The following is a 13,291-nucleotide window of genomic DNA, read 5'->3' as shown; positions in this document are numbered from 1 at the left end:
CTAACAACGAGAGTAAGCGAAACTTATGACTTCGCTAATTGAGTCTTTTTGTTGTGAAAGTAAAAAGAGTCTATCTACGCCCAATGCTACACCTGCACAATTTGGAAAACCACTTTTTAAAGCATCAATCAAATTCTCATCGATTGGCATAACCGGCTTATTTAACAAAGCTCGCTGTTCGTTGTCTTTAGTAAATCGCATAAGCTGTTCTTGCTCACTTTGCAGTTCATAATAACCATTAGCGAGCTCCACCCCTTTAAAATAGAGTTCAAAACGGTGCGCTAGCGTTGAATTGTTTTTATTAATTCTGGCAAGTGCGGCTTGCGATGCGGGAAAGTCATAAACAAAACAAGGACACCATTGCTCTGTCGAATTATACAAGGAATTAGGCGCGCCTAAAGTTGGCTCGATGACAACACTAAACAACCATTGCAAAAGAGTATCTTTATTAGTTTCATTGTGAACCCAGTCATCATGTGGGCTGTGGGTAAGAACTAGCGCTTTTAATTGGCTAATCTCAGTAGTATCTAGCTCAATATTGAATGCGTTTTGAAATGCAGCTTGATAACTAATACGTATCGCAGCCTGCGTATTCAAAAGCGTTTTCAGCAAGGCATCAACTTCATCCATTAACGCATGTTCATCATAATCTACTCTGTACCATTCCAACATAGTAAATTCGGGATTATGTAATCGACCAGGGCTTTCATTTCGAAAGGCTTTGCATATTTGATAAATGGAACCACTACCTGCGCTTAATAAACGTTTCATGGCAAATTCAGGTGAAGTTTGTAAAAACAACTGCTTATTTTGTCCCGAATTGTCATGAAAAAATTCACTACTAAATGCATCTAGGTGCACATCCGTAACAGTGCCATGACTAAGAAGTGGCGTATCGACTTCTAATACATCACGAGACATAAAAAATTGGCGAATTTTGTTAATAAACTTAGCTCGTTGCTTAAGTGTTTCAATTGAGCTACTAGGTTGCCACATTAGATTTCCCTTGTATTTACGGTACCGAACATTAAAACTAGGTTACGAAGTTATTCCAAGCTGCAGGCAAAAAAAAGAGTCAGCTAAGCCGACTCTTATGTTACCAAAAATTGAATAAATCCAAACTAAACGTTACAAGTAACGACTAGTTTAGCGTCATTAATTTATTTTTGAGCACGACCAACATAGTCGCCAGTACGCGTATCAACACGAATCACTTCACCCGTTTGAACGAATAAAGGAACACGTACTACCGCACCTGTACTTAATGTAGCTGGTTTGCCACCTGTACCCGCAGTATCACCTTTTAGACCAGGGTCTGTTTCTGTAATTTCTAATTCAACAAAATTAGGCGGTGTTACAGCAATTGGGTTACCATTCCATAACGTTAGCGTACATACGTCGTTTTCTACTAACCATTTTACTGAGTCTGCAACGGCTTTTTCATCTGCTGCAATTTGCTCAAATGTATCGTTGTTCATAAAATGCCAAAACTCGCCGTCTGTATACAAGTAAGCTAGATCTGTATCCATTACGTCTGCGCCTTCAACTGACTCGCCAGACTTAAATGTTTTTTCTAATACTTTACCGCTAACTAGTTTACGGATGCGAACTCGGTTAAAAGCTTGGCCTTTACCTGGTTTAACGATTTCATTTTCTAAAATGTTGCAAGGCTCGCCGTCAATCATTAATTTTAGGCCAGCTTTAAATTGGTTTGTGCTGAATGAAGCCATGTCATCCTCTAAGTAGATTAATACCAAAATATAAGTGAAACGAATGATACAACAAGCAAACCTATCTGTTGAGTCCCAATGGCAAAAAGAATTGAAACAAAGTTTCACTCGCCTAGAAGATTTGCTGACTTATTTAAACATTGATGCAGAAAATATAGACCAAGATAACGAGGCTCGTCGCCTTTTTTCAATGCGTGTTCCTCGTCCCTTTGCACAGCTTATGCGCCATGGCGACGATCAAGACCCTTTGTTGCTACAAGTTTTACCTAGTGCGAAAGAGTTTGAAAGCAAAGCAGGGTTTGTCATCGATCCGTTACAGGAGCATAACGCAGAGCAACCCGGTTTATTGCACAAATATGAATCAAGAGTATTAATTATGTTTAAAACAGGCTGCGCCGTTAACTGCCGGTACTGCTTTAGACGACACTTTCCTTATGCCGATAACGCAGTAAACAAACAACAGTTGTTACAACATATTGACTACATCAAAGCGCACAGCGAAATAAACGAAGTTATTTTAAGTGGTGGCGATCCGCTCATGGCAAAAGATGACGCGATCGAATGGTTTATTGAACAACTAGAGCAACTTCCTAATATTAAACGTCTTCGAATCCACACTCGGCTTCCAGTGGTCATTCCTAGCCGTATTACTAAAGATTTAGTTGATATACTTGAAAGAGCATCTTTCAAAACTATTGTTGTTCTTCATATAAACCATGCCAATGAAATATCGGAACGCTTAAAAAAAGGCGTTGCCCATCTAAAAAGAGCCGACTGCACTGTATTAAATCAAGCGGTGTTGCTAAAAAATGTTAACGATAGTGCTGATAGTCAAATTGAACTGAGTGAGGCACTCTTTGACGGTGGAATTTTACCTTATTACCTGCACTTATTTGATAAGGTTGACGGCGCAAGTCACTTTGATATTGATGAGTCTAAAGCAATAGCGATTTATAAAACCATGTTAAAAACTTTGCCTGGTTTTTTAATGCCTAAGTTAGTGAGGGAAATAGGGGGAGAAGCAAGCAAAACGCCTATTAGCCTATAACTCTCCCCTAATAAATCCGGAACTACGATGGCACATTAAACTTTAACAGCATGTGCCGGCTACTTTACGCTACGCTGTAATGTTAATAGTAGTTCCTATTAATCCGCCAGTACTGCCAACGGATGGTGACGCTAATTGAAGTTGAGCCGTGCTTGCGAGTAGTTGCAATGCGGCCTGCCCTTCTAACTCTTGTGCATTTTTAGCCAAATTAGCTGCTAATGCTTCGCCACCTTGCATTGCTTGAGATGCAATGCCATTACCTGTCGATGAAACGAACACAGTTTAACTCCTGGTTTGTTTATTCAAAGGTCATCAATTAAATAACTTTAATTGATTGTGTCGCTTTTTAGACTAGTCAATTTCAGTTAAACTAGCCACTATCATTTATCGGAAAAATTAGGAATATCTTGAGTGGAAAGTTTAATCAATAGCCTAGAAGACAATTTAAAAGAGTTATATCGCAAAGCTATCGACGCCGATAAATATATTGATGAGCTAAAAAAGCAGGGTCATGGCAAATTTGGCCGAATATTCAAAGACGACTCAGGCTTTGAGTCTACGGCAACTAAATTCATGCCTTATTTGGAAGAAACAGCAGAGCAAATTCTGTCGATTAAAGAGTCAAATCAAACCCCGGCTATGCAAAAAAACGCTATAGAATCCGTTGTAAAGAAATTGCACTTATTGCATACCACTTTAGGTAACTTTAAATCTGCAATAAAATAGTGGCTGGTTAAAAGGCTAATACAATATTTACAAAACCCCCGAACGTTATACAAACCTTTCGGGGGTTTTAATTTGATTTACATCATGTAGAAAATTAACAATTACTTGCTAATTTATGCCAATTAAACGCTAGGGTAAGCAGACTTTAAGCCTTGGTATACTTTATCTTTAAAATCAGCTTGTGTTGCATCTGTCGAGCGCAGTACATCCATTAACACTTCGTTGTCTTCTTTTCCGTTCCAAACCTTTATGTACTCTCCGGTTTTATAGCCGTGATCTTGACGGAAAAAGTTTAATACGTTTTTACCAACATAATGGCGGAACAACTCATCAAAACTAAGTTCAGTTTGTGCCATTAAACCGGCAAATGTTGCAACATCAAAACCCTTAGTCGACAGCGTATTGGCAACCATAGTTTCAATTGTTTCGGCAAAAGTTGCTTCTTTATTTGGTGATGCTAATTCACGTTCGATATCTGCAGCGATTTCGCTAACGGCTTGTCCGGCTACTAACCTAGCGCTCAACCCAAAGTGAAAAATGTCAATAAGCTCTAAGTGAACTTGTTCAATATCTGGTTGCTGGTGCTTCCACCATTTCCATCCGTAGTGGTCCAACATTTCCGCTAGTTCAACCCACATAGCACGATGCCAGGCAAAGCCTTGATCTCGCCATTGAGGATGTACTTTTGTATTCATCTCGTCTTGCATGGTCAACATGGTTAAAATTTGTTGTTGCATGGTCAGTTGTGCTCTTTTATTAAATGATTAGGGTTATCATAACAGAGCTATTTTTTTATGGTAGATGGGCTTGAGGTGGTTGCGTGAACTACGTACACTCGGGATATAAAAATAACAACTTCGGAATTTGTACATGCTTCGTTCACTATTAGTATCTGCTTTATCTTTATCAATGTTAATTAGCTGTGGTTCAGATGAGTCAACTCCCCCACCAGCACCAAGTTACCCTGTTTTGCAAAATGATGATACCGCTGCAATAGACGTCTCACGCGGTAATTACGCCTGTTATTCAATGGTTACTAGTCTTGGAAACATTACTCTTGCGATTGACGAAAAGTATGCCCCAAAAACGTCTGCAAATTTTAAGAATTATGCCGTTCTTGGTTTTTACGATGATCTAATTTTTCATCGCGTAATTAAAGGCTTTATGATCCAAGGTGGCGGTTTTGATGCAGGATTGAACCGACCTGAAACGGGGCAGCCTATTGAGATAGAATCTCGAAACGGCCTTAAAAACTATCGTGGTAGAATTGCAATGGCTCGAACTAGCGCGCCTAATTCTGCAACCTCACAGTTTTTTATTAATACGGTATACAATGACTTTTTAAACCAGCCAAACGCTTCTGATGGGTATGGCTACACTGTGTTTGGTGGCGTAATAGATGGCATGGATGTAGTGGATGCCATTGAATCTGTGGCCACAGGTAGTGTTGGTGGTATGAGTGATGTGCCTGTTGAACCGGTGGTTATCAATTCGGTGCGTGAAGCTTCTTGTAGTTAGTTATCAAACACAATTTGAATAGTCGTTAACAAATGCAAAAAGAGCGGACCAATGGTACCGCTCTTTTTCATAAAATTTTACTTTTGAGGCACTATACAGCTTGCATCACATTATTTTGCTGTTTGTTCCAAGTTTCGATCAGCGAAATCAAATCGCTTTCAAACCACTCTTTTAACATACGCTTTTCATAGCGGAGAGTGTCATTTCTTATGCCTATAAATACTGGCTTATCCATGAAGGCAATGTCTTTCAGTTCTACATTACTTTTTGAGACAGCCTGTCCGTTTTTTAGCAATTGTACTTCAAATTCAAGTTTTGGCGTGTCTTGGTGGCGAATAACTCTAAGTTCTCTACTCATATCAAATTGATAATCCACGCGTCCAGCTAAATCGATATCGGTAAATGCAATATGTACTGAATAACCGTCAGGTAAATCCTTCGATAGCTTTTCCACGTAAGAAGATAGTTTATTAAGTAACGATTTTTGAAATTTTCTCTTACTTTGATCTGCTGAGCGAATATCTCTAAACTCATCAGGGTTTTTAAAAGTGACCTTGGAGTCATTTGCATGTACTGAGTTCGGAAATACCAGCATAATTGCAATTAAAGACAAAAGATTGTTAATTTTCATGTTTTTCCCCTTGCGTTACATATCTAATTTTCACATAGTCCAGTGAGGATAATGCATCGCGCTTTTTATAAGCCTTAACTACTGTTTAAATAATAGACTGATTTCGCAACTAATGTCTAATTGAATCGAACTTAATATATTTGGAGCCATAGTGTTTGTAAATATGCATAAAAACGTTTGGCTTTTGATGCTATCTCAAGCCTTAATGGGATCCATCGGTCCTGTTGTAGTATTTGTTGGTGGGTTTGTTGGACTTAAGCTGGCGCCCACTCCAGTTTTGGCAACATTACCTATTGCCTGCATGATAGTCGGTATTGCTTTTTATATGCTTCCCGCAGTTAAGTTGTTGTCGACAATTGGTCGTAAAAAAGGGTTTATAATTGCCGCGACTTGGGGAGGGATTAACTGCCTCATCACGAGTTATGCCATTTACTTGCAACATTTTTGGTTGTTCTGTTTTGCTATCTTCAACTTCGGCTTCATGATTGCAAACTCCCAACAGTTTCGCTTTGCGGCAATGGAATCTGTTAACGATGAGCATGCCAGCGAAGCAATTTCCGTTATGCTTATTGCCGGTTTAATAGCGGCCTATATTGGGCCTGAAATTGCTTACATTGGTAAAGACATTTTTAGCACTGAGTTTACTGGTTCTTTTGCCATCATGGCCTTGCTTTATATTCCGGCCATATTGTTACTGTCTAAATACGTCGATGTTCATAAGTCGATTGTAAAAGTATCTGGCGAACCAAGGTCGTTAAACGAAATTATAAAACAACCTATTTTCTTAGTTGCTATAATTTCTGCGACCGTCGCCTTTAGCGTCATGAGCTTTATTATGACTGCTACGCCGATTAGCATGCACGTTCATCATGGATTTGATATGGCTGATACAAAATGGGTTATTCAAAGCCATATAATCGCTATGTATTTACCGTCCTTTTTTACCGGTGCGTTAGTTAAACGTTTCGGACAGAAAAAAATGATTATTAGTGGCGTGTTAATCTTCTTTTTATGTTTAATGATCGGTTTTTTAGGAAAAGAGTATGTTCATTACTGGGCGTCATTGGTACTGTTAGGGATTGGCTGGAACTTTATGTTTATATCGGCGACCTCACTGTTGCCATTGAGCTACGAGCCAGAAGAAAGATTTAAAGTCCAAGGCTTTAATGACTTAATAATGTTCTCTTGCCAAGCAATTGCCTCTTTGTCTGCAGGCTGGGTTATCAAATCGTATGGCTGGAACAGCCTATTAACCATGTGTGTACCATTGTTGTTACTAACAATGTGGGTGGTTTATGTTTGGCATAAGAACAACAAAAATAACGTTTAAGGTTTTTTATATGGAATGGTTAATTGAAGTAACGGCGGCTTTCTCCAACTTTGTTTGGGGAATGCCAATGATTGTGTGGTTAGTAGGCGGTGGAATATTTTTCTCCATTTACTCGCGCTTAATTCCTTTTCGCTACTTGTCTCACGGCATTAGCTTGTTAACCGGTAAACACGACCATGACTCCGAAAAAGGTCAATTGACTCACGCACAAGCTCTATCAGCCGCATTAGCAGGTACCGTCGGCATGGGTAACATTAGTGGTGTTGCGCTTGCAATTACCGCTGGCGGGCCAGGTGCCGTATTTTGGATGTGGCTTACCGCTTTGCTAGGTGTTTCTACCAAGTTTTTTACTTGTTCGTTAGGCGTAATGTTCCGCAGTACAGATAAAAACGGCAATGTTCATGGTGGTCCAATGTACGTGATCATGGAAGGATTAGGTAAGCGCTGGAAACCACTGGCCTTATTATTTGCCTTTGCTGGGTTATTTGGAACCATTCCATCATTTCAAGCGAACCAGCTTACCGCTGCCTTTAGAGAAGAATTAGTCCCTGATAGTTGGGTAACAAACCCAATGATGTTTAACGCAATTATTGCTGTTGTTATTACCGCACTTGTCGCCGCGGTTATCTTAGGTGGTTTAAAACGAGTAGCCTATGTAACAAGCCGCTTAGTGCCAATTATGGCGATTAGCTACTTTCTTATGACATTAGCCGTATTATTTAATCACCTACCTGAAATACCAGCGATTTTCTCTAGTATTTTTGTCCAAGCTTTTAAAGCCGAAGCGATATCTGGCGGTTTGCTTGGGGTGATCATTATCGGCGTATCTCGAGGTGTTTTCTCAAACGAAGCCGGTATTGGAACAGAAGTATTAGCGCATGGCGCTGTAAAAACTGATGAGCCGATTCGAGAAGGCTTAGTTGGCATGTTAGGTCCAATGATAGACACATTGTTAATATGTACTTGTACTGCCCTAGTTATTCTAGCATCTGGCATGTGGCAAGATGTAGAAGGCGTTAAAGGCGTTGAATTAACGATGCAAGTGTTTGGTCAAGAGTTAGGGCTTACTGGACAGATTCTACTTGCGATTCAAATTCTCTTTTTAGCCGCATCTACTATGTTTACTTATTGGTACTACGGCGAAAAATGTTTTGCGTTTATGGTTGGCGAAGAAAAAGCGCATCTATATAAATGGTTCTATTTACTGTCGATTGTCGCTGGCTGTATTGTGACTCTGGATGTCGTGTTTAACTTCATGATTGGCATGTATGGCCTCATGGCTATTCCAACCATGTTGTCTGCATTTATTTTGGCACCAAAAGTCAAAGCGGCGGCAAAAGTGTATTTTGCTAAACTTGATGCGTAGTCGACACGCTTAATATAAGTGAGTAAAAATGAATAAGTCGTTAATCGGAGTGATCATCGCTTTTGCTGTTGCAGTCGCGGTAGTTTATCTCTGGGAAGTGAAAGTTAACGACTTTTCTACTAAAAACTACGAACCTAAATACACGCAATGTGAAAACGTATACGTAAGAAAAAGCCCGCATCCTTGTAACGCGGGCGATCTTATTTATATTGATGCGGACGTAGCCGATAAATATTGCACTGACAATATCATTGCGCGCTTTGAAGATAGCGTATATTGCCAATATAACGGCTTTAGAGAGGATTTAGCCGAGATCACAGCCCTAGACTATTAACCTTTGTAATACCCTTTTTCTGGGCGCTTCAACCGTAATAAATTAAAGCTTTGCAATCAGCTTAAACAACTTTTGCTTTAACTTAGTATATGGTGCATAACGTATCGGAGCATCCGCCCAAAAACTTCTGTGCATAATCGGCTTTAAATGACTAAAGGTGTCGAAACCCCATTGACCGTGGTAGCTGCCCATACCTGAGTGCCCTACCCCACCAAATGGTAAATTGTGATTAACCATAAATATTACGGCATCGTTGATACACAGAGTACCCGAGCTAGTTCTTTGGGTGACCAGCTTGATATTTTTATCATCGTTACTAAACATATACAGAGCGAGAGGTTTTTCTCGCTCATTTATAAAATCAATTGCTTCAGTAACAGAGTCCACTTCAATAATTGGCAGTACTGGTCCAAAAATTTCTTCTGTCATAACGCCACTTGATAAATTTGGATTTAGCAACAAGGTCGGCTCTATATATTTTTCATGTTCGTTAACCGTGCCACCTGCTATTACCGAGTCTTTTTGCGACGATATGTAATCAGAAATTCGGGCAAAATGACGAGCGTTTATTATTCGGCCGTAGTCATCCGATTGTTGTGCATCTTTTCCATATTGTTTTTCTAATGCGCTTTTTAAGGCTTCAATAAACGGTACTGTTTGTGATCGATTAACCAACACATAGTCGGGAGCGATACAGGTTTGACCCGCATTTAAAAACTTGCCCCAAACTAGTCTATCTGCGGTCACTTTGAGATTGGTATTCTTGTCTATTATGCAAGGGCTTTTACCACCTAACTCTAATGTAACTGGCGTTAAGTGTTCACTCGCAGCTCGCATGACAATTTTTCCAACATTTTCGCTGCCGGTATACATTATGTAGTCAAAACGTTGCTTTAATAGCGCAGTTGTTTCTTCAACACCACCTTCATATACGACAACAGCATCTTGATCCATGTATTTGGGTATGAGAGAGGCTAATAAAGCTGAAACCGATTCTGCTAATTCAGATGGCTTTAATACCACACAATTTCCCGCTGCAATTGCCGCAACCATAGGACTTAATACAAGCTGTAATGGGTAATTCCATGCGCCCATAATAAGTACAGTACCGTATGGTTCAGGACGAATTGAACTACGACCAGGCTGCGCGAGTATTGGCGTCGCGACGTGTCTAGGTTTACTCCATTTGGCAATATGCTTCACAGTTTGTTTTATGTCTTTTAAAACGTATTGGTATTCGGACACATAAGACTCAAATTTACACTTATTTAAGTCCGCTTTAAGCGCATCATAAATGGCATTTTCGTTCTCAAGTAACAAGCGCTTTAATGCTAACAGTTGAGACTTTCGCCACGACAAGGGTTTTGTTTTACCTTCGTTAAAGCTTGTTTTTAACGTCTTTAAAAATTCCATGGTTTTCCACTCTTTTATCGTTGGCAATGGCCGCAAAATACGGTGCTTCGCTGCCCTATTTTTACTTCGTTTAACTGTTTTCCGCACTTAATACAATCTTGTCCACCGCGGCCGTACACCAGCAACTCTTGTGCAAAATAACCTGGTTTGCCGTCGGTTTGAATAAAGTCTTTTAGTGTTGTGCCGCCCTGCTGAATAGCATTCTTTAGTGTTTCTTTAATATGTTCGGTTAATGCTTGATAACTCTTTTTTGATACTTTGCCTGCGGCCTTTGTTGGGTTTATTCCGGCTTTAAATAGGCTCTCATTTGCATAAATATTGCCTACGCCCACCACAACATGGTTATCCATAATAAAGTTTTTTACTGCAACTTGTTTATTTCGTGACTTTTTAAAAAGTAATTCATCATCAAAAGCAGCGGTTAGTGGTTCAGGCCCTAATTTTGATAGTAACTCATGTTGTTCATTCACTTCTTGCCATAAACAAGCACCAAAACGACGAGCATCGTTTAACCTCAATACTTTTCCATTTTCAAATTCAATATCGATATGATCATGTTTTAACAGCGCGATAGATTTATCAACAACACGTAAATTACCCGACATACCTAAGTGTAAGATAATCGAGCCCACTTTGGTGTGTAATAAAAGATACTTAGCGCGTCGCTCAATTGAATCTACTGTTTGCCCTTCTGCAAACATTACCTCTTTTGGCACGGGCCAACGTAGATTGGGATTGCGAACATGAATTTTAGTAACTTGCTTGCCTTCGATATGAGGTGTAATTCCTAGTCGGCTAACTTCTACTTCAGGTAATTCAGGCATCGACTATTTCTCTTGGTATAAATTGATAAAGTTGTGAGTATTTCAAGGCAAACCAAACATCTTTGGTTTTATCATGGATGTATACGGACTGTTCTTGATGATCGATGACAAATTCATAAATTTGTCCTTCACTTTTTCCAGATACCCATACTACAACGGGAATTGAGATGGCACTATCTAAAACCATAGGCGACTGCTGAATTTGCTCTAAAGGCTGTTTTGACCAAGTTTCAATGAATTCTTTTGGTTGCGTGATATTGGCGGTTGGTATTTTACTTAATACTCGCCACGTTGCGCCTAACCTTTGTATTTCAATACCGCTAAAGTCGATCGCTTGGATTATCTGGCTTGACTCAACTAAAGGCTCAATTGACGTCTTTACAGTATTAGAAGCAAACATATTACTCGTGTAGTTAAATAGTAAAATCATAAACATACAAGAGAATATGAGAACGTTATTCCATCCTTTTTTTGACAATCTAATAGCCATAAAATTTTTGCCTCCTATTCTTTTTCACTATGCGTCATAACTACCAACTATTGAATGTTTGTCACAAAAAACTATCCAAATACAGTATCGTTTAATTCAATATTCCGTTCAATAAAAATAGTAGACTGCACATCACTCATTTCTCCTCTTAGTTAAGTTAAGAAAAGTGTTTATAGAATAATGAGTTATGAATTTGAATGTGACAAAAGCTAAGTGCGGATGATAAATGCTAAACGGTAAAGATAAATGGTCAGTACCAAAAGTAAATGGCATAAAAAAACCCAGCGCTTGGCTGGGTTTTTATAACTTTTGCAAAAGTTTCAATAGAATCAGTTTGAAGCTTACTTAATTTTAGCTTCTTTGAAGATCACGTGTTTACGGATCTTTGGATCAAATTTTTTGATTTCCATCTTTTCAGGCATTAACTTCTTATTTTTATCAGTTGTATAAAAATAACCAGTTCCAGCCGTTGAAACTAAACGAATTTTATCACGCATGATTTAGTTCCTTAAACCTTTTGACCAGCTGCACGCATATCTGCAAGCACTGAATCAATACCATTTTTATCGATGATACGCATACCTTTAGTAGATAAACGTAATTTAACGAAACGCTTCTCGCTTTCAACCCAAAAACGGTGAGTTTGTAGGTTAGGCAAGAAACGACGTCGTGTAGCATTGCGAGCGTGTGAACGGTTGTTACCAACTGTTGGACGCTTGCCAGTTACTTGGCACACTTTTGACATGTCAATTTACTCCAAAACTTAAATTCTGACGCCAATCTAATTAACCCTTACGGCTAATTATTTGCCCGGGCATTTGAAAGGGCGCAATTTATACAGAATTTGAGCACAAAGATCAAGATAATTCGTGTTAATGCCACGAAAAACCCTTAGTTGATCTTTTTACAATCAAATACTGATAGATTAAACGTCAATATGACTATAATTTAGTGGCGCGTATTCTACGTTCTTTTGAGTCCGAGTACAAAGAAAAGATCGTAATTATTCACTTCCCTTTTTAAATCAAGGACCCGCTATTTACTCTTTTTAATGGCAAGAAAAAAATGCAATCGCCTAGTGACTCCGCAATTGCTTTTGTAGTTTTTTCACTTGCTCTTTTACCGCTTTAGTATTCAACCAATGTTGACTAATTTGTTGGAACAGTCGTTTTACTGGTTTTTTATCTTTTTTATGCGACTTTGTCTCAATGGTACTCTCATATCTCATATCTTGAGAGACAGGATATGGCATTAACGATAGAACTTCTACGCCGCGTTCCCAAAAGTGCTGAATGTCGGTGTCGCATGGTCGCCCGAACGGTATCGTCGATGCTAACAGTTGTTTGGCTGCAGCTTTTGTTATTGCTGTGGCAGCCCCACCACTCATTGGTTTTTTATGTACCACGATATCAAAATGATCATTGATCTTGTGAGTAAATTCCACCGGTCGTTCTCTATTTGCATAAGCTGCTAATTTTATAACATCCCAATCAAATTCTAGGCCTTTTATAGTTTCCACGGCTTTGTTTAAGTCACCCGGTAAGATAAAATCATCTTCTAGCACGACGCCAAATGCCTCATCCCCGTCTGCTATTTTTTGCCAGGCTTTTCTATGACTCATGTAACAGCCAATTTGTGCAGGCGACAATGGGTAATAATACTGTTTTTCATTTAGTTTATGACTGTAGTTTTTATTACGTTCTTCTTCGCTTAAAGCGACACCTAATACCGCTGGAATACGTTCAAAAGTAATTCCTTGCTCCATTAGTCGTTCTGTACTTTGCTTTAAACGCAAATCACTGCCGTCTAAATTAATTAAATAAAAAGTCGTGGTCATAAGTTGAGCCTTGTATAAATTCTAGGACGATTATACGTACTAAA

The 13,291-nt window shown here is 39.1% G+C and carries 17 protein-coding genes; 6 read left to right on the top strand and 11 right to left on the bottom strand.

Annotation, left to right across the window (positions count from 1 at the left end):
* Together epmA and efp are read right to left on the bottom strand one after the other, a co-directional pair.
* Entirely contained in the window at window positions 1–996 is a 996-nt protein-coding gene (gene epmA, locus ACZ1GV_RS00755; protein ID WP_472674813.1) for an elongation factor P--(R)-beta-lysine ligase, read from the bottom strand.
* A 164-nt stretch (window positions 997–1,160) separates the two neighbouring features.
* Window positions 1,161–1,730, bottom strand: a complete 570-nt coding sequence (efp, locus tag ACZ1GV_RS00750) for an elongation factor P (protein WP_210560438.1) — start codon at window positions 1,728–1,730, stop codon at window positions 1,161–1,163.
* Between the two features lie 43 nt (window positions 1,731–1,773).
* Here efp and epmB point away from each other — a divergent pair, with 43 nt between their 5' ends.
* Window positions 1,774–2,778 carry an EF-P beta-lysylation protein EpmB gene (epmB, locus tag ACZ1GV_RS00745; RefSeq protein ID WP_472674812.1) on the top strand — a complete coding sequence of 335 codons (1,005 nt, stop codon included), beginning with the start codon at window positions 1,774–1,776 and terminating at the stop codon, window positions 2,776–2,778.
* A 69-nt stretch (window positions 2,779–2,847) separates the two neighbouring features.
* On the opposite strand, the gene ACZ1GV_RS00740 is transcribed toward epmB, so the two are convergent.
* A complete protein-coding gene (locus tag ACZ1GV_RS00740; RefSeq protein ID WP_210560440.1) occupies window positions 2,848–3,057 on the bottom strand; it encodes a hypothetical protein in 210 nt (69 codons plus the stop codon).
* A 132-nt stretch (window positions 3,058–3,189) separates the two neighbouring features.
* On the opposite strand from ACZ1GV_RS00740, the gene ACZ1GV_RS00735 reads away from it, so the two are divergent.
* Window positions 3,190–3,504 carry a prephenate dehydrogenase gene (locus ACZ1GV_RS00735; RefSeq protein ID WP_210560441.1) on the top strand — a complete coding sequence of 105 codons (315 nt, stop codon included), beginning with the start codon at window positions 3,190–3,192 and terminating at the stop codon, window positions 3,502–3,504.
* A 122-nt stretch (window positions 3,505–3,626) separates the two neighbouring features.
* Here the strand turns inward: ACZ1GV_RS00735 and ACZ1GV_RS00730 are convergent, their stop codons facing one another.
* On the bottom strand, window positions 3,627–4,241 hold the full coding sequence (locus tag ACZ1GV_RS00730) for a dUTP diphosphatase (protein WP_472674811.1): 615 nt from the start codon (window positions 4,239–4,241) through the stop codon (window positions 3,627–3,629).
* Between the two features lie 133 nt (window positions 4,242–4,374).
* On the opposite strand from ACZ1GV_RS00730, the gene ACZ1GV_RS00725 reads away from it, so the two are divergent.
* Window positions 4,375–5,022, top strand: coding sequence for a peptidylprolyl isomerase (locus ACZ1GV_RS00725; protein WP_472674810.1), 648 nt, complete (start codon window positions 4,375–4,377; stop codon window positions 5,020–5,022).
* 91 nt (window positions 5,023–5,113) lie between these two features.
* On the opposite strand, the gene ACZ1GV_RS00720 is transcribed toward ACZ1GV_RS00725, so the two are convergent.
* On the bottom strand, window positions 5,114–5,653 hold the full coding sequence (locus tag ACZ1GV_RS00720; protein WP_472674809.1) for a DUF3016 domain-containing protein: 540 nt from the start codon (window positions 5,651–5,653) through the stop codon (window positions 5,114–5,116).
* A gap of 151 nt (window positions 5,654–5,804) precedes the next feature.
* Between ACZ1GV_RS00720 and ACZ1GV_RS00715 the strand changes: the two genes are divergently transcribed.
* From ACZ1GV_RS00715 to ACZ1GV_RS00705, 3 genes are read left to right on the top strand one after another with little or no spacing between them, the layout of a single operon-like run.
* A complete protein-coding gene (locus ACZ1GV_RS00715) occupies window positions 5,805–6,983 on the top strand; it encodes an MFS transporter (RefSeq protein WP_472674808.1) in 1,179 nt (392 codons plus the stop codon).
* 10 nt (window positions 6,984–6,993) lie between these two features.
* Complete coding sequence (locus ACZ1GV_RS00710) at window positions 6,994–8,349, top strand: alanine/glycine:cation symporter family protein (protein WP_472674807.1); 1,356 nt, start codon at window positions 6,994–6,996, stop codon at window positions 8,347–8,349.
* 28 nt (window positions 8,350–8,377) lie between these two features.
* Entirely contained in the window at window positions 8,378–8,683 is a 306-nt protein-coding gene (locus tag ACZ1GV_RS00705) for a hypothetical protein (RefSeq protein ID WP_472674806.1), read from the top strand.
* A 42-nt stretch (window positions 8,684–8,725) separates the two neighbouring features.
* Here the strand turns inward: ACZ1GV_RS00705 and ACZ1GV_RS00700 are convergent, their stop codons facing one another.
* The 6 genes from ACZ1GV_RS00700 to ACZ1GV_RS00675 form a co-directional block, all read right to left on the bottom strand.
* The gene (locus tag ACZ1GV_RS00700) at window positions 8,726–10,096 is read right to left on the bottom strand and encodes an aldehyde dehydrogenase family protein (protein WP_472674805.1); all 1,371 of its coding nucleotides are present in this window, start codon (window positions 10,094–10,096) and stop codon (window positions 8,726–8,728) included.
* 14 nt (window positions 10,097–10,110) lie between these two features.
* A complete protein-coding gene (gene mutM, locus ACZ1GV_RS00695; protein WP_472674804.1) occupies window positions 10,111–10,920 on the bottom strand; it encodes a bifunctional DNA-formamidopyrimidine glycosylase/DNA-(apurinic or apyrimidinic site) lyase in 810 nt (269 codons plus the stop codon).
* The gene (locus ACZ1GV_RS00690) at window positions 10,913–11,410 is read right to left on the bottom strand and encodes a hypothetical protein (protein ID WP_472674803.1); all 498 of its coding nucleotides are present in this window, start codon (window positions 11,408–11,410) and stop codon (window positions 10,913–10,915) included. The genes mutM and ACZ1GV_RS00690 overlap by 8 nt, the downstream gene beginning before the upstream one ends.
* 341 nt (window positions 11,411–11,751) lie before the next feature.
* Window positions 11,752–11,907, bottom strand: coding sequence for a 50S ribosomal protein L33 (gene rpmG / locus ACZ1GV_RS00685; RefSeq protein ID WP_105050859.1), 156 nt, complete (start codon window positions 11,905–11,907; stop codon window positions 11,752–11,754).
* Window positions 11,908–11,918: 11 nt separating this feature from the next.
* A complete protein-coding gene (gene rpmB, locus ACZ1GV_RS00680; protein WP_155696463.1) occupies window positions 11,919–12,155 on the bottom strand; it encodes a 50S ribosomal protein L28 in 237 nt (78 codons plus the stop codon).
* Window positions 12,156–12,485: 330 nt separating this feature from the next.
* Window positions 12,486–13,247, bottom strand: a complete 762-nt coding sequence (locus ACZ1GV_RS00675) for a glycosyltransferase family 25 protein (protein ID WP_472674802.1) — start codon at window positions 13,245–13,247, stop codon at window positions 12,486–12,488.
* Window positions 13,248–13,291 lie beyond the last annotated feature (44 nt).

The organism is Psychrosphaera sp. HA2-10 (assembly GCF_055693745.1).
Note: the sequence above shows the minus strand (reverse complement) of the source record. Positions and strands in the feature narration are given on the sequence as shown.